General features: G+C 54.0%; 12 protein-coding genes and 1 tRNA gene. 7 read left to right on the top strand and 6 right to left on the bottom strand.

Annotated elements, in window-relative coordinates:
• The first annotated feature begins 263 nt into the window (after window positions 1–263).
• Window positions 264–1,199, top strand: coding sequence for a CRISPR-associated endonuclease Cas1 (gene cas1 / locus ACI94_RS09690; RefSeq protein ID WP_066954882.1), 936 nt, complete (start codon window positions 264–266; stop codon window positions 1,197–1,199).
• Here cas1 and ACI94_RS09685 read toward each other — a convergent pair.
• The 5 genes from ACI94_RS09685 to ACI94_RS09665 all read right to left on the bottom strand — a co-directional run bounded on the left by ACI94_RS09685 (window position 1,181) and on the right by ACI94_RS09665 (window position 7,911).
• Window positions 1,181–1,471, bottom strand: a complete 291-nt coding sequence (locus ACI94_RS09685) for an acylphosphatase (RefSeq protein WP_066954885.1) — start codon at window positions 1,469–1,471, stop codon at window positions 1,181–1,183. The two genes, cas1 and ACI94_RS09685, sit on opposite strands and share 19 nt — an antisense overlap.
• On the bottom strand, window positions 1,468–5,034 hold the full coding sequence (locus tag ACI94_RS09680) for a hypothetical protein (RefSeq protein WP_286681372.1): 3,567 nt from the start codon (window positions 5,032–5,034) through the stop codon (window positions 1,468–1,470). Before ACI94_RS09680 ends, ACI94_RS09685 begins: the two co-directional genes overlap by 4 nt.
• Before the next feature lie 212 nt (window positions 5,035–5,246).
• The gene (gene glmM / locus ACI94_RS09675) at window positions 5,247–6,605 is read right to left on the bottom strand and encodes a phosphoglucosamine mutase (RefSeq protein WP_066954891.1); all 1,359 of its coding nucleotides are present in this window, start codon (window positions 6,603–6,605) and stop codon (window positions 5,247–5,249) included.
• Window positions 6,606–6,610: 5 nt separating this feature from the next.
• Window positions 6,611–7,366, bottom strand: a complete 756-nt coding sequence (mobB, locus tag ACI94_RS09670; RefSeq protein ID WP_066954894.1) for a molybdopterin-guanine dinucleotide biosynthesis protein B — start codon at window positions 7,364–7,366, stop codon at window positions 6,611–6,613.
• The gene (locus ACI94_RS09665) at window positions 7,363–7,911 is read right to left on the bottom strand and encodes a DUF5806 family protein (RefSeq protein WP_066954897.1); all 549 of its coding nucleotides are present in this window, start codon (window positions 7,909–7,911) and stop codon (window positions 7,363–7,365) included. Before ACI94_RS09665 ends, mobB begins: the two co-directional genes overlap by 4 nt.
• 1,333 nt (window positions 7,912–9,244) lie before the next feature.
• On the opposite strand from ACI94_RS09665, the gene xerA reads away from it, so the two are divergent.
• The 6 genes from xerA (at window position 9,245) to ACI94_RS09635 (ending at window position 15,705) form a co-directional block, all read left to right on the top strand.
• Complete coding sequence (gene xerA, locus ACI94_RS09660; protein ID WP_066954900.1) at window positions 9,245–10,192, top strand: site-specific tyrosine recombinase/integron integrase; 948 nt, start codon at window positions 9,245–9,247, stop codon at window positions 10,190–10,192.
• 180 nt (window positions 10,193–10,372) lie between these two features.
• Entirely contained in the window at window positions 10,373–11,314 is a 942-nt protein-coding gene (locus ACI94_RS09655) for an SDR family oxidoreductase (protein ID WP_066954903.1), read from the top strand.
• Between the two features lie 129 nt (window positions 11,315–11,443).
• Entirely contained in the window at window positions 11,444–11,887 is a 444-nt protein-coding gene (locus ACI94_RS09650) for a tetratricopeptide repeat protein (protein ID WP_066954907.1), read from the top strand.
• Between the two features lie 287 nt (window positions 11,888–12,174).
• Complete coding sequence (locus tag ACI94_RS09645) at window positions 12,175–13,527, top strand: mannose-1-phosphate guanylyltransferase/mannose-6-phosphate isomerase (RefSeq protein WP_066954909.1); 1,353 nt, start codon at window positions 12,175–12,177, stop codon at window positions 13,525–13,527.
• A 120-nt stretch (window positions 13,528–13,647) separates the two neighbouring features.
• Window positions 13,648–13,720: transfer RNA gene (locus ACI94_RS09640), tRNA-Gln, on the top strand.
• A gap of 512 nt (window positions 13,721–14,232) precedes the next feature.
• Window positions 14,233–15,705, top strand: a complete 1,473-nt coding sequence (locus ACI94_RS09635; RefSeq protein WP_161937562.1) for a lipopolysaccharide biosynthesis protein — start codon at window positions 14,233–14,235, stop codon at window positions 15,703–15,705.
• A gap of 211 nt (window positions 15,706–15,916) precedes the next feature.
• Here the strand turns inward: ACI94_RS09635 and ACI94_RS09630 are convergent, their stop codons facing one another.
• A complete protein-coding gene (locus ACI94_RS09630) occupies window positions 15,917–16,906 on the bottom strand; it encodes a GNAT family N-acetyltransferase (RefSeq protein ID WP_066954914.1) in 990 nt (329 codons plus the stop codon).
• Between the last annotated feature and the right edge of the window lie 566 nt (window positions 16,907–17,472).

Genomic DNA, 17,472 nt, shown 5'->3' with positions numbered 1-17,472 from the left:
CTGATTTCCCGGTTCGTTTCATGAGATCAACCCGTTTTTGTTCATGTCTTTTCCCAGACCCCTGCCTGAGGAAATAACACTTTAAACCGGGAGTTGAGATGTAAAAACGTTACAGTTAATTAACTTACTTAAGTTAACTATATTACATTTATTCGATTCGGTCAAACCCCTTCAACTCAAGCCCCGGTAAGATCTCGCCAGATCCGGCATATCGATGCATTAATCACCAGAAACTGCCCAACACTCATTTCTAGAGTGATCGGATGACGGCGGCGGTACCCTGGCTCCCCGTCCTCGGCAACGGAGGGCACATCAAAGCGACGACACACGAACTGGTCATTGCATACGGGAATAAGACCCAGCGGTATCCCATCCAGGAGGTGAAGCACCTCCTGGTCGTCGGCGGCCATACCCTGCACACCTCAGCGGTGACGAACCTTCTCAAAGCCGGCGCTGTCATCACCTTCTTTGATGTCGACGGCACGCCCGTAGGACACCTCTCCCCCTACGGCTATCAGCCGGATGAGAGGGTGCGCCGCGCTCAGGAGCAGGCTTCGCCCCACCGGTTTGCGCAGTCTCTTGCAACGGCCAGCCTCCAGTCCCGGCTCCTCCTCCTTGAGGAACTCTACGGCCTCACCGGGCAGGATATCTTCTATGCAGGCGAACTCGACTTCCTCTACCAGGCCCGGGAGGAGCTTGCAGCCTCGGTCACCATGGATGAACTGCGGAGGCTCTCCCGCCTGACCAGCGATATGTACTATGAGATCCTCTCCCGCACGCTTCCGCCGGAGCTCGGGTTCCGGCGCAGGGCAGGCCGACCATACCAGGACCCAGTCAATGCCATGTTTTCACTGGGGTATGCAATGCTTTACGGCAACTGTTCTGTCTCTCTGATCGGGGCCCATCTCAATCTCGATCATGGCATGCTCCATGTGGGTCCAGGAAGCCTCGTCTACGATCTCATGGAACCGCTCAAAGCCACGATGGTGGACCGTACCGTCCTCCGATTTGTCCGAAGCGAGATCACGGATAAAGATTACGAGCGCAGTGAAAAACGATGTTACCTTGATGCGAACTTCTCATCCCGACTGGTTGCAGCGCTCCGTGAGTCTATCGACCAATCTCGAATCGATGCGCAGGTGCGTATCCTGCTGGATGCGCTTCTTACGAACGCGGAGTTTCATGTACTGTACTGGTAACCGCCCCGCTGAATAATGAACCCCGGGTATGGGGCTGCAGGGGAGATCTCCTGCTGCGAGAGGTCTCTGATGACGACCCGGGGGCACCCATACAGCATGGAGACGAACTTGTCGAGGATGACGGGTTCGCCGGTCGCAGTGATCAATACCGTCCCGTCAGGGAGGTTCATCACCTCCCCGCCGACGCCGAGATTGGTCGCAATCTTCTTGATGCACGCACGAAACCCAACGCCCTGGACTCGTCCCGATATCCGGATCTCGATCGTCTTCACAGCCAGTGCTCCTGGATGATCCTCATCGACATATCAAGTTCGTCGTAGACCTCGTCGCGGATTGTCGAGTCGCGAATATTGAGCGCCTCGCCCACAGCCATATCGAGGAGCTCCCTGGATCGGTCCTCGTAGCGCTCTGCATAAAGCCGGCATGCCATATCCCCGAGGACAAAGGCGCGTCGTGAGAGCGGTCTGATAATCCGTGCCTCTTCAAGCGCGCAAAGCAGCATTCTATCTGCAACCTCATGCTGCATTGCGCTCCTGGCGATGAGGTAGAGTTCCGTGTAGTATGTCGCTCGTTTTGCTCGATCCGGTACCGCGCGTATTGCCCGATCAAGCGCGACCATATCCTTCGTGGTGTAATTGCCGTTCCGGATCTTGTCTCGACAATCCAGGATCCTGCCATAAACCGTGTTCTTCCACGATTGGGGCATCTCCTGTTCGAGCTGAACCATCAGGTTGTATCGGATCCTGTCGTCGTCAATTGCGGAGACGATATCGACAGCCCGTTGTTGAATGATTGGTTTTCCGCTCTTCCGGTAGAACGAGAAGAGCATCTGGGCCATTCGTTGGCGGGTCATGGAGACGATGAATGGTATCTGTACGTATCCCGCAGTTTTCTCCATGCCGTCCAGCAGTTCGTCGATCTCTTCTTCATCTCCGTAGGTTTCAGCGAACTGCGCCACATCGTAGAGCATCGAGAGCCGGATATACGGGGAAGGGATGCTCACCACGGTGTGGCACATGGCCGAGAGGATCTCTTTTCGCTGTGTTGGTTCGCTGACCATATCAAAGACTGCAGCAAGGGCGTCCACATACTCGACCGGATCCTCGATCCCGCTGACCAGCTCAATTGCCCAGTCTATGTCCTGCTCCTGCCGGTTGATGGCGTTGATGCTTCTTGCAGCATAAATCAGGTTCTTCCTGATGAATGCCTCCTGTTCCGGTCCGACCAACTCGAGCATACCCTGTGCCTCGGTGAGGTAACCTCTTGCCGCATCGTGATCGATCCCGGCCATAAGCCCAGCAAGGTCGGAGAGCATGATTGCACTGATGGACGGCTCGGTGATGGTGCCGATGGTCTCATGCAGTCTTTTGATGATCTTTTCAGCCCGCTCGGCATTATCGAGGGCCGAGTAGGCGCTTACAATCCGGTACATCCCGGAGTATCGCGCATAGACATCGCCGGTGTGCTCGAGGAGACGGTACATCAACTCTAGGACCTGCGATGATGCAGTAGCTCCTTCGATCCCCTCGAGTAGATATGCAGTCACCTCGTAGGGGTCGGCCGAATCGAATTCTTTGACGTAATCGGTGAAGAACGTGAGGAGACGCTGGATCATGGCGGTCCGCTCATACTCTCCCTCTATCTCCAGGGAAAAGAGAGTCATAGGGACAGCAAAGATTGGATTCCTGTAGATCTGCGTATACTCGAGCATAATGTCGACGTAACTTGCTATCTTGATCGAGATCTCTTCACGCGGCGTATTGGTCTTGAGGAGATTGAGCGCAATTTCGAACGGCTCCATCATATTCTCAAAGATCTTGGCTTTCCCCTGGGAGAGCTGGTCTGCTGCCTGCAGGCTCCCAACGCGGACATAACCCTCGATGAGCGGATCAATCAACTGCCGCTGCAGGGAAGGATCGGTGATCTGTGAGAGTATCTGGGTTGCCTCATCGAGCGCCCGGAGCGAGAGCTGCTCGATTCCATACATGATCAGGCCGTGGATAACCTTGCCCATCGTGAAGAGACAGTAGTCCCGCTCCAGGAGTGATGAGGTAAGAACCCGCATCCCGTGGAGAAGGTCGAGGTCACTGTCCTCCACCGCGAGTATGGCTGCCTGGTCCACGATGCCGCCCAGCGCCTCTGCTCTGGCCCGCTGGTCCATGATCTCGCAGGTAAGCCCGGTTGAGCGCCGGAGAAGATCCCGGTCTTTCCGGGAGACCCCGGTCCGAGCCATCTCGACGACGATGGCCGAGATCGCCTGTTCACGCAGGGCCAGTTCCTCAATCTGGCTTACGAGATCCACAAGGGCGGATGGATCCTTCTGGCGAACGAACCCACGCTCGAGCAGGATGTTGTTGCACTCAAAGAGCAGATTGTCCTGCGCATGGTGCGGCCTGACAAGTTCTTTTATAGCCGGTATGTGCCTGACGACCTCGTCAAAGTCATACTCTTTGCAGAAGTCGGTCACCGCCTGGTGTACCAGCGAGTCGGCGATATCGATCTCCAGTGTGGCGAGGACATTCTCGCGAATGAGTTCGATCTCATCACGTCGGATCCCCTCTTTGATCAGGCGGACACTGGTATCGAAAAATTGGGCGTTGATCCTCTCTACCCTGGTGCTGGCTTTCCTCATGACCTCGATTGCATGATAGAAGTCACCCATCCGCGAGAGTGCGTCGGTGATCTGCCGATAGAGATGGGCAGCCTTTGCTGGGTCGCAGGACTCATCGATGAGCGGTATGATATCAAGGAGGATGGTCGGGTTCCCGCTCTTCTCGACGACCGCAATCCCGGAGAGCACGATCTCTTCAATGGGAAGTTGGGTCTCCACTCCGCCCCGGGCATTGAACTCGAACGCCTTCTCGAGGAACCAGCGCTCACCACTCCGCTCTGCCTTCTTTAAGAGCTCGATGACGAGGGTCTGACCTGCCCATGGCTTTTCGTCGTTGATCTTGAGCAGTTTGGTGTAGATCTGCTTCTTGTCCCGCTGGCGGTCGAGGAGATGTTCGGTCAGGATCGCGAGGACCTCTGTGCGCCGCTCATCCGTGATATCCGGGAGTGAGTCTATAATCCGCTCAATATCGGATATCTCTTTTTTAAGTGAGGATTTCCAGGCGGCATCCACAATATCTGCGATTGAATTGGTCCTCCGGATCTTTTGGTTGATCTCGGTGGCGCTTGCAAGACCCCGAATTACAAGGTCAATATTGCCGGACTCGATGCCGAAACCGGCGATCGCCCGGACGATATCGGCGTGGAGCTGTGATTGTTTAGATATATCGTTGATCTCAGAGAATAACTGGAGAGCGTGCTGCATGATCTCGATATTCTGGTATTTCTGTCCGTACTGAATGAGGAGCGGGATTATATCGGAGAGTATTGCAGAGCGGTATTTACGAATGCTGATATTGTCAAATGTTTCCCCCCCTTTCTCGATATAGTGGATGTCTCCAGTATCGACTGCTGTCTGTATAAAGTCACGGGAGATCTCGGCGAGGATGTCGGACTGATGGCTCTTACGGTCAAGTTTGTCGATCAGGGTGAAGATTGCATTAAACCATGCTTCATCCTTATTCTGGATGTAAAGCGTGGTAGCACGCCGGATCAGGGAAAATATTTCATCTTTGGTCGGCTCGACGAGTTGACTTAAGAATTCTGGCTGGTTTCCTTCGAATGCAGCCTCAGTCAGGGCTGCGTTCATCTGCTCGTAGAGTGATTTCCTCTCCTTTCGTGTCTGGGTCTCTGAGATATCTGAAACTACCTTTTCAAGTTCACGCAGATCACCGGAAGAGATAGCCGAACTAATCTTCTGTTTTATCTGCAGTTTTCCGTTCATTTCAATCAACGCTCCCCAATGGCTTCTGCATCATGCATATTCATCATCAGATATATAGGTTGCCCCCCTCCAGCAAGAAATTTTTTATGGAGAATTAGTGAGATCTTCCAAAATACTGGGGATATGTTAGATGATAAGAGTCTCTTGCTGCACCCTGAATGAAATGCTTATAGCAGGTTGGACTCATCTAACAAGACTCGATAAGGAAGTGATTATGCCTTCTTGATGGCCTGTATGACCTCCTGATACATGCTCTTTGCAACGTCTGGATCTTTTGATTCTATCATAATCCTGATCATCGGTTCCGTGCCTGACGCCCGCACCAGTGCCCAGACGCCGTCTCTGATGATCTTAATGCCATCAATCTTCTCGATGGTCTCCCCTGAAAATGCCTTTTCGATAGCGCGGACCAGCGTGGCAGGATCCTCTGTGTGATACTTCTCTTTGACCAGATGGTATGCTGGAAGTTCGTCGAGAATATCCGAGAGCCTTTTGCCGCGGTTATCCGCGAGAACTGCGACCATCATCGCGGCAGTCATGCCTCCGTCCCGGCAGAACTGGTGATCGGAATAGATCAGGCCGCCGTTTCCCTCACCCCCAAAGGAGACTTTCTTTCCCTTACCGATCAGTTCGATCATCCTGCGTGCGACATAGATGCTTCCCACGGGAGTATAATCAACACTGCACCCGTGTTTCTGCGCGATATCCTGGATAAGCCTGGAGGTGGCGACCGGGGTGACGATGAGTCCGCCGGGATTCCTGCGGCAGACGTAGTCCTCGATCAGGCCAAACTCGTAGTTCTCTTCTATATAGCGTCCTTTGTTATCGACAAAGACCGCCCGGTCGGCGTCACCGTCGTGCGCCACGCCAAAGTCGGCCCCCGTGGCGACAACCATCTCAGAGAGTGGTTTGAGCCCTTCGGGGGTCGGTTCGGGCAGCCGGCCCGGGAAGGTGCCATCGAGCTGGGCGTTGATGGTATGGACCCGGCAGCCCATCCTTGAGAGAATTATCGGTGTGGTTAACGCCGCAGGTCCGGAGCCCGGGTCGACGACGACGGTTATCCCCTCCCCGATCCCTGCCGGGAAGTGTTCCACAATGGCCTGGATGTACTCGTTGAGCCTCTCGGGGGCTGCGGTCTCTCTCCCCACGCTGTCCCAGGTGGCTGTCTCAAACAGATTGTTAAAGAACCGGTCCTCGAGCTGGATGATCTCATCATCGGACATCTCGGTACCGTCTGCCTCGATGATCTTGACACCGTTGTACTCTGGTGGGTTGTGGGATGCGGTTATCATCGCGCCGCCGGCAAACTCGTTGGTCTTTATGATATACTGCAGGGCCGGGGTGGGTAGAATGCCCATATCCACCACATCGCACCCGGTCATGAGGAGCCCGGCCTTGAGGGCGTGGACCAGGGCCTCGCCGGACGTCCGTGTATCTCTGCCGACTGCGATCGTTCCTTTTCTCATCGATCCGAGTGCGGCGCCGATCTTGAGGACAAGGGCCGGTGTCATCCTCTCACCGATCACGCCCCGCACCCCGTTCGTTCCAAACATTCGTTTTCCGTTTCGCATCAATCTCACTTCTCCACGTCGTGCAGTTCCCGTTTCAGTCGATCGATAGCGTTGCTGGCGGCAGCAAACGCTTCTGCTCTACGCTCTGAAAGTATAGCAATATATGCTATATCATCCCCTGCATAGAGCCGCCCTTTGCGGTGATAGGCCCGTGCGCCGATGATCCCGGGAGTGGACTCCATCTCCTGGCGGATATCCTCTATCAGGGCATCGACGGTCTCGTCGAACTCGAGGTCCTCGATATGCTCGGTGCCGATCCTCTCCCGGACGATCTCACTGAGCGTGAGGATGACCCCGGCATGCGAGACCCCATGCTCACGTCTCAGTTCTTTGACCAGTCCCTCGGTGGTATAGTAGTTCTCGAACCTCTCGAGTACGGCTATTACCTCATCGACGGTGGGGTTGCGGAGCACGACATTCTCGCTGGCGAGGTCGCCGATCACGATCCTTGGAAACTGCCGGGACTTGAACCCCTCAAGTATGGCGTAGTCAACCCCGGCATTGCAGAATACTTCCAGCGTGGAGTCCAGATCGTTCTCACGTCGGATGAGGACGGATTTGTCATCGTCAACACCGCAGGAGAGAGCAGCGTGTGAGTCATAATAGACGGTGGTGTCCTTCCCTGGTTCGAGCGCAAACCCGTGGTGTCCCAGGTGCTTGACCACCCCGACGACCCCGTGCGCGGAGAGCGCCGGGATCAGGCTCTTTATGAATGTGGTCTTTCCAGCATTCGATCGACCGACGATCTGAATGATCTTCATGAGTCCTCCTTCTCTATCTGCTCACCTTCTTCTTCTTCTTGGCCAGGCCTGGACTTCAGGATGACCGCCGCGGCTTCGGCCACGCCCCGCATCACCTCGGTGATCCTGTCCTCGATCTCAATCTCGTCATCGATATTCAGGCTCGTCCCTTCGACCTCGAGCAGGAACCGGGCGACTTCGCTTGCCTCAAAGAGGATCTCGTCGAGTTCTTCTGCAGTGAAAAAACCGCACATGGCCCCATAGAAGAATGTAGCACCTGCCTTCTTCACCTTCTTCTTAAACGAACTCCTTGCTTGGTTGACTGCCTGAGGGGTATATTTATCGAGCATAAACGGACAGAGATCCGGGAGGTTCTCGCCGATGAACGTCATCTCTGAGCCGCTGGTGGTCTTGAAGTCTGCACAGAGCCGTGCGATCGCCCATTCCCGGGCTGTGATGTGGGTATGTTTGCGTAAGAACTGGTTGACTCGCTGATAGGTGGCGCCGTCCACTTTCTTGAATTTCTGGTATTTATTTAGGTCTTTAAAATCGGTAGAGTCTTCCATTTTTCATATCCTCTTGTCTGTTTAGGTATTTCAATGGTGTTGGTCGAGTGAATGAGAATATCGGGTCATGCTAAGTTGAGGGCCTCGAAGTGTTCTGCAGGATCTGGTGGGAGATATCTCCCACTGGCTACATGACCGCCCATGTCCCTCTGATATGTATAGCATTATGCGGTTTATAGGTGCCCCTTCGATCTCGTGAATGGGGGAGCAGTTTAGGCTCCTTACACTGCAGCAAGGATCAATTACGGCCCTTCTCGGGCGATTGATCCCCTATACGCGGCTTGGGGATTGTCGGCCCTGTGTGGGTTTTCTCTGGGGTGCTTGGTGCCATCTTTTGGGGCGTTGTTCTGGATGGGTTTGCAGGTGATCTCTTCTTGGGGCATCTGCAAGTTCCAAATGGCTGGATAAATTGGCCTGGGCCGTAAGTGCTTGTGGGTGCGTACCTCCTCGGGGTGAAAGGGGCTTATGGTCGGCAAGCGGAACTCACGATAGGCGGATACGTGTCACTCGGCGTTAATTGGACGCTCCGCTCATTTGTATGCGATGTCCCGAAGGCCAGCAGGGGGTTCCGGGTGCCGTATTCTTGTGCTTGTGGGTGTTAACTGTCGGGCCGTCTTTGGTTCTCCACGTCTGTCCGGTTCGGGCGGCGCTATCTGCTTGTAATGGGGTAGCAACGTGGGCGGTATTTGGGATGCCTTAAGGTCCCTGATCGCCCTGGGTGTTGGTGGTTGTGATTGCGGGGCGATCTCGGGGGCTCGATGAGTTTTTTCGATCGCCGTATTGAGGTTGTGGCTCCCGATCGCGGACCTCGAGATGTAATGGATCATCTGAAACGACGATCGGGCGTAAAATCGCGTTTGTAACGATAATTTATATACCGGTCCGGGGGCTCCCTGTTGCTTGAGGTGTTCCGGCGTTCACTTTCTCCCCGCACGGTGGGGGCTTCATATGCTGGGGGAAGAATGTATTCATCAGGGTCTGTATCCCAATCCACCGGGATAGCAGCCCCCATACCTCCTAACACAGATACCTCCTGTATCCATCAGAAATACTTTTTTTTGTTCTCCATTCTCTTATGGAATGGGTTCTCTCTATGGGTTTCGCGGCTATATGTGGGCGGTGCTTTGCGTCCCCGGTCTCTGACTGGCTTCACGCCACCTTCTGGCGTTCTGGCCTCGCAACGGGGTGGGGTTTCCTCCTCATGTGGGGGTCCGGGGTGGTCGCGACCGATACTTGTTGCCGGGGCCGCTTGGTTTGTCCCGGGAAAATGTGATTGCGGGGAATAGTGATTTACCGCAATTTTGATATGCTCCGTTATTCCATCTATTCTACAATGGAGAGTGCGCTTTTCTCTGAATGGCTGGATCGCTTCAGCAACTATCTTCGGATGCGTAATTACTCGCCCCGGACCATCAGAAAGTACGAGCAGACCATCCAGCGCTTTGCCCGGTACGCCTGGCTCCGGCAGCACTCGTCCCCGGACCTGGTCAATTTCGATGAAGAGTCGCTCAATACTGCACCTCTTGATGCGGATGTCAACGTCTCTGCGGCGCTGATCACCGATTTCTTCTCCAGTCTCTCAGAAGGGCGTGACTATAAGCCCAAGACCTTTCACCGCATGATATCGACTCTTTCTTCGTTCTACCGCTTCCTTTACGCTCAGGGGGTCGTTGTTGCAAACCCTATGCTCGGGGTGGAACGGCCCCGGATCAAGAATCAGGAACTGAAATACCTCAAACACAGCCAGGTGATTCGTCTTATCAAGTCGATTCCTGATGAGCGGGACCGGTTGATTGTTCGCTTGATCTACGCTACCGGCGTTCGTGTTTCGGAGCTCTGCTCAATTAACATCGAGGATATCGATTTTGAAGAGCAGACAATCCGGGTGAAAGGAAAAGGCGATAAAATCCGGATGGTGTTCATCGATGCTGAGACGCTTGATCTGATTGATCAATTCATCGGCAACAAGATTGAAGGGCCGCTCTTCGTGGGTCAGCAGGGCAACCACCTCTCTCCTAGGACGGTCCAGCATCTCTTCAGGAAATACGCTCCTCCGGGGATTACTCCTCACAAAATCCGGCATTCCTACGCGAGTGAACTCTACCGGCGGTCGAAGAACCTCCGTGTCGTGCAGGAGAACCTGGGGCACTCCTCCATCAAGACGACCGAGATTTATCTCCACACTGATATTGAGGAGCGCAAACGCGTCTACCAGCAGTATTTCCCGCTCTCAAACGGGAAAGATGGTATGCTGGATCGGTCTGATCAGGAATGGCGATAAACCATATGATGCTATATGGATTGGGTGTGGTGTTGGGTCCTGGCTGGAGCGTGGAGCCGGGTCGCTGGTACGTGACCTCATGCCGCAAAACCTCTGAAACCGCGCTCCCTTCTTTTGTTTTGGGTTCCTGCCTCTCCCTTTTGGCAACGCTCAAATTGCTGGGATGCCTATCGTATCAATATGCGTTACATTGTCACAGGTGGGGCAGGGTTCATCGGTTCCAACCTTGCAGAACAGCTGGTGCGGGACGGGCATGAGGTTGTGATTGTCGATGACCTCTCCACCGGACGGAGCGAGAATATCAAGCATATCATCGATCACCCGAGGGTGACGTTCATCGAAGGGAGCGTCACTGACCTTGCTCTCCTTATCGATGCCTGTGGCGGGGCGGACGGCATCTTCCACCAGGCGGCCATTGCCTCAGTCCCCCGCTCCGTAAAAGACCCCCTTGAGACGAACGCAGTAAATATCGGAGGAACCGTGAACGTCCTCTGGGCCGCGAAGGAGTGCGGCGTTCCGGCCGTCGTGGCAGCCTCCACATCTGCGATCTACGGCGATGACCCGGTCTTCCCCAAACATGAAGAGATGAGGCCGACCCCCCTCTCGCCCTATGCGGTCTCGAAACTCGCGGGTGAGTACTACGGGAAGGTTTTCTCGGACCTCTACGGCATCCGGACGACGTTCCTCCGCTACTTCAATGTCTTTGGGCCCCGTCAGGACCCAAACTCGGAATATGCAGCAGTGATCCCGAAGTTCATCACCCGCCTGCTCGATGGAAAACCGCCGATCATCTACGGTGACGGGGAGCAGACCCGGGACTTTGTCTATGTTTTAGATGTGGTCCGGGCAAACATTCTCGCGATGGAGAGCGGTGCCACCGGTGTCTTCAATATCGCCGGGGGGCGCCGGATCAACCTTAACGAACTTGCCCGGAACCTTGGAGAGATCATGGGAGTGCACACGCCGCCTATATACGAACCTCCACGGTTGGGGGATGTGCGCGATTCTCTTGCCGATATATCCCGGGCTAGAGTTGCCTTTGGCTATTCCCCTCGTTACGCCCTCAAAGAGGGGCTCCGGGAGACGGTGATCTGGTTTAGGGACAGTGGCAGGTATCGATAGCTCTTCCCGGGTTTGGGGCCGTGTCTGGCGTCCTGCCCGAGAGATCCCTGCCCGCTCTATTTTCCGTGCGTTCTGCGGTAGGAACCTATATATTGTCTCCCCCCAGTATGGGGTGCGAGGTGCGAATGTATGCCCCGATTGATTTCACCAGAGGCTCCGCCTGCCGGAGATGACAGTAACGCGTTACGGGCGTACAGCAACGTAACAGCGGAGAATCCAAACGACTCTACAGCCTTAAACAACTGGGGTGTGGCGCTTGAACGGGAGGGCCGATACGAAGAAGCGCTCGCTGCATTCAATGCGGCGCTCCTATGCGACAACGAGGATGTCTACGCCTGGAACAACCGGGCTGTGATCCTCGCCCGGCTCGGTCGCCCCCGGGAAGCGGTGCTTGCATGCAGGCAGGCGCTCGCGATCGACCAGTCGTGCATCTTTGCCTGGGTTACCTACGGTATGGTGCTCGGCCGGCTTGGGAACTACCGGGAGGCTGAAGAGGCTCTTGCAATTGCAGAGGATCTTGATCCACAGGCCCGGGCGCTCTATCCCGGAAACTTGACGATGACCCGGGCATGAGCGGGTGTCTGCTCATCTTCTTGGCACAGCCGGTCCTGTGGGGGTAACTGCAGGCATTCCTTTGTCTCCCGGGTCGATACACCATATCATGCGATATGAGAGCACTGTTTGGCGGGTTGTCTCTCAGCGGCTCTGTTTCAGTATCACCCGCAGCCCGGACCCAATCCCTGCCCCCATCGAACTCGGCCCGGGTTTACTCAAACTCGGGTTGGGACCTTACGCTTTTATCTCCCTTATCACATATCACATAGTATAGTTGAGTGCCCCCCCGGCACGGAGTCGATCCCATGAAGACGCTCATACTTGCAGGCGGGAGCGGCACCCGTCTCTTCCCGCTCTCAAGGGAACACTACCCCAAACAGTTCATCCCGCTTATTGACGACGAATCCCTCTTTCAGAAGACTGTGAAGAGATCGCTCCTCTTCTCCTCTCCGCAGGAGATCGCGATTGTCACCAATACGGATCACCGGTTCCTGGTCCGGGACCAACTCGCTGCCATCGGGTGCGACTGCCAGGTCCTTGTGGAGCCGGTGGGCAAGAACACCCTGCCGGCAATCTACTACGGCGTCCATGAGGTCACCCGGGAGGACGGGCCGGACACGATCGCGGTTCTCCCCTCGGATCACCTGGTCACTGCGGACGAGAAGTTTCAAGAGGCCTTCCGTCGGGCAGGACAACTTGCAAAGGATTACCTGGTGGTCTTTGGAGTGCGGCCCACCTCGCCCCATACCGGCTACGGTTACATCCGCCCGGGTGAACCTCTCGCGGACGGTCTACTCGTGGATGCGTTCGTAGAAAAGCCCGATCTCGCGACCGCAGAGAAGTATGTTGCCAACGGCTACCTCTGGAACTCGGGGATGTTCTGCTTCGATGCCGACCTCTTCCTCGCCGAGTGCGAGCGATGCGCGCCGGAGGTGGCCCGGGCCTTCGAGCGCCCGGTCGATGAGGCATACGGGGTGGCCCCTGCCCTCTCCATCGACTATGGGATCATGGAAAAGACACGGCGGGCGGCTGTCGTCCCGCTTGAATGCGATTGGAACGACGTCGGGAACTTCGACGCGCTTTATGCCGCCCTGCCTAAGAACGAGAGTGGTAACGCCGTCAGAGGCGAGCATATTGGAATCGACTCCTCTGATAACCTGATCCTCTCCGACCGCCTGGTCGCCACTGTTGGGGTCCACGATCTCGCCATCGTTGAGACGAAGGATGCAATCCTCATCGCGAACCGTGACGAGGCTCAGCGGGTGGGTGAGATTGCAAAGGCCCTCCGGGAGAAGGGAGACTCCCGTGCCCTCTTCCACACACAGGTCCACCGGCCCTGGGGATCGTATACGAACCTCGAGGAGGGGCGGTCGTACAAGATCAAGCGCGTCACCGTCCCCCCGAAGCGGCGCCTCTCTCTGCAGATGCACCACCACCGGTCCGAGCACTGGGTGGTCGTCACCGGCTGCGCCGAGGTGACGATCGGGGGTGTGACCTCCCTCCTCCGGAACGGCGAATCCACGTTCGTTCCGGCGGGGACCGTTCACCGGCTCGCGAACCCCGGCCTCCTGCCGCTCGAACTGATTGAGGTTCAGATCGGCGAGTATACGGGCGAAGACGATATCGTCCGGTTTGAGGACGACTTCGAGCGGGCGTGAGCGGCGGCACCCCACCCCGCTCCCTGACCTCCTACGCGTGTCCTCTACCAAACCGATATAACCCCGAGACGCGTAGTACATAAGAGCTGGTACGGCAGGTATCGGTAGTTTCCTCTTCGCACCCCCGTGGTGTAGTGGTCAATCATGCAGGACTTTGGATCCGGCGACGGCGGTTCGAATCCGCCCGGGGGTACTCGTTTTAAACCGGGATGGTCGCCCCAAAAGGATCTCCCCTTCGATATTCTAATCGGAGTGCATACTCCCTAAGATCCGAACCATATTTCTGGTATCGAGGGTGAAACAGTTTCCCATTGGGTATCTCACCCCCAGTTCTCCAACTCTGGTACTCTGAACCATCGCATCTCGCCACTCTGAGGTTGGCCCGGGAGGAGGTATCTCCTCTGTATCTTTTCGGATCTCATACCTGGATCGGAGCAAGAGTTGAGGAAGAACGCTTGGTATACGCTTTTCTCCAATAATTCAAGATGATACCGGTGTAGCGGCGATTCAGCGCTGTAATTTTGCTGGATCGTCGTATCCGCTGCCGCCGGTATTTTGGATGTGCTGGTGCCGGTTTGCTCTCTACATCTGCACTTCGCTGTTATCTGAGTGGAATAAACCAGCGTACAGTCTCGACAGTGCTCTATCTGGATTCTCTGAGGTCAAGCGAAACGTATATTATCAGGCTAAGGAATGGACAGTTCCATGGTGAGCTTCCTCGGCAACGTCTTCAAACTTACGACAGGCACTACGCTCGCCCAAATAGCCGGTATCATTCTTATCCCAGTAATTACGCGGATCTACTCCCCAGAGTTCTTTGGAGTCAACCAACTCTTCATATCTATCGCAGCGTTGATCGTGGGCATCTCATCGCTCTCCTACGATTCAACCATCATGCTGCCGAAGCACGATGAAGACTCCATAAATATCTTCGCGCTATGTACACTCTGGATACTGGGCACATCTGCTGTAGTTGGCGTTATATTTATCGGATTTGGGGATTGGTTCGGAGACTTTTTCGGGGCTCCGGCGATCGTCGGTTATTTCATATGGCTGCCGTTTTTCGTCGTTCTCAGCAGTTTCTTCGAGCTCCTGAGGGAATGGCTCTCCCGGAGGGTGAAATTCGGTGCCCTTTCCAGGGGTATAGTTCTGAATACTGCATCAACAAAGCTCATACAAATCGGTGGCGGGTTGGTCGCAGCCTCTCCCCTTGGACTAATTCTGGGTAATGTGGGAGGCACGGGACTCGCTGTTCTCTTCATGCTTAGGGAGTTAAAGGATGATGTAGCACTCTTAAAGACTGTTACTCTGAAACGAATGAGAGAACTGGCTATACGCTACAAAGATTTCGCAATCTACGGTTCTGCAGGGGGCGTTGCAAACAGCATATCCTTGGAACTCCCTACCTTCATGCTCGCTTACTTCTTCAGCCCCGCTATTCTTGGGTACTATGCTCTTGCCACAATGGCGGTAAGGCTGCCAATGGGAATGGTAGGAACGGCAATCGCTCAGGTATTCTACCAGAAAGCGAGCGAGGAAAAGAATCGTACTGGGAGCGTTAAGGCTGTCATCCGGGAGGTCCACACCCGGCTCATCGCCATTGGTGTCTTTCCTTTCGTTGTCTTTGTCATTCTTGCTGAAGATCTCTTTACTTTCGTCTTCGGTATGAACTGGCTCACCGCCGGGACCTATGCACAGATCCTCGCCCCCTGGTTCTTTGCTGTCTTTATATTCACACCCATCTCGTCTCTGTTTGGAGTTCTTGAAAGGCAGAAGGGATATCTCTCTTTCGAGATCGTGACTCTCTGCACATGGGCACTCATCTTCTACGTTGGTGGTACTTTCGGTGACCCATTCTTTACACTTACCCTCTTCTCTCTCTGCGGCATGCTCATATGGGGGTCGAAGGCTGTATACCTCATAAGGGCGTCCGGCGCTGGATATCGAGATAGCGCCTTTAGCCTGTTCCGGCACCTTTTACTCAGCGTCATTGTCTCTCTTCCCCTCATGTTCGCGGTATACATGGGGCTTCCGCTTCTGATCCTGTTTGGGGTTGCAGGAATAACCACGGTTGTTTACTATCTTCTGCTCTTCTTCACGGATACACTGATCCGCAGGGAACTTATGGAGATGCTACAGGGAACGATTCCCATGAAATACATCGACTGGAGGGAGTAGTTAAGTATATTACGATGATGGGATCGATACCTCTCGGAAAGTCGGCTCGAAAGGATTATTCAGAAAAATCACAATAAATACCCGTACGTTGGCTCCTTCTTCGGAGGGGGCTCCTCCGCGGGCCCAGAGATGCCTGCACTCCATTTTTCTCCACCAGCTTCAATCATTTTGCCGCCTGCCATCCGGGCTCTCTCACTATTGGACTGAAGTTTCAGGACGACCTTAAAAGCGTTCTTCTCAGTCGGTATAATGTTGACATTGCTTTTGAAAATATGACTAACCTTGAATGGATTGGGATGTGTTCCGCCCCAAATTTTGCTTTGATTTGGAAACGAGGATTATCCGGATCCAGCCTCTGTCTTCCGAAAGAGACTTTCTCGTAGTCGTTATCCCATGCCCATTTGATCAGATCCCAGCTCAGATAATGATCTGGGGTATAATGCGGAAGATCACGGTTAAGAGCAAGGTACTCATAATAAACCGTTTTTCTGATTGGGTCCAGAAGTGCCAGCGCTCCGCCGGCGCAAAGAGCATCTTTTACTAAAATCGTGACTCTCAGTTCATTCGGCGAAAAAACATCCCAGATTCTCTCAAAAAAGGTTAATGGCAGGATTTCTCCTTTTATATGTGCTACATTCTTCGCATAATATCGATAAAATTGTTTAATGTCAGATCGCCTGGACAACTCATGAATCTCAAATCCCTCTTTGTCAAATCTCCGGATGCTTTTTGCTGTTTTCTTTGAGAGAGTGTCCCATATCTTCTCTGGAGGCTTTTGCTTCAGGTTTAACACCATGTTGCCTGAGTTTTCGCCAGGGAAATTGCTGTATGTTATGTTATTGAGGATATCAGGATTGTACGTATCTATGCAAAGGAATGAGCACTCTGTTGCGAAGAGCGACAGGAGATGATCGATCTGACCGGCGTCAAAAGAATCGTTCAGAATAACGTTAGTATATTCAGAGTAGGGTATGTTCTTTAGGCCTTGATAAAAGCCCACTGATTGACTGATAAATGGACATATTCCGACAACCTCCCGACCATCCCGGACAAGGTAGTACTTCGTCTTTAAATCAAATTCTTTCTCAAGAATCTCTTTCCATCTTAAATCATGGAACAGAGTCCCCTCATTGGAGTGGGTATTGTATTCCTGCCATTGGTGTGCGTTGCCCCCGGATAGCAACTCAATCGAATAAACCATTGAAGGCACTTTGCCGGACAACACCGATAATGTTTTCTCTTTATTTATCTTGCGGGGTTGAAGAATGGGGCAAAGCGAGATGATCTCGGTCAATAGGTACGGGGTAGATCACATATGGCAATCAGAACCCGTTTAATCTGGCAGTTCCTTTATGCTGGCTTTGAATGCCCGTGAAGATGAAGTATCTCCGTCATGGAAGTCGGGCGCAGATGCGGGAGGATGTCTCCATAATGTGATTAGTTGGGACTCCCGGAGCACCACACCGCTCTAGGATCATCTCTGCAGGTACCGTCGAACTCATTTCAAAACCCTCCAGACTGCCTGGCATTAACTGAATCTACCTGAAAAATGAGGCCTCATCGTGCTCGTATGGATCTGTCCCAGTATCCCGCGAGATCTGGAAATTGAACTCGTATCTTGGGAACAATAGGTAGATGGCCCATGTTGACGCCGCCCGGACGGACCCGACATCGTCCGATACTTTTTTTGCGCTCGATCCCCTCTCGCCTCCCGGGTGCCATCGAACATGACCGAGATTGATACGAGGATACGATCAATCCATGCCC

This window comes from Methanoculleus sp. DTU007, assembly GCF_001512385.1.
GTDB classification, from domain to species: Archaea; Halobacteriota; Methanomicrobia; order Methanomicrobiales; family Methanoculleaceae; genus Methanoculleus; species Methanoculleus thermophilus.
The sequence above is the reverse complement of the archived record's forward strand: the minus strand, read 5'-3'. Positions and strand labels throughout refer to the sequence as shown.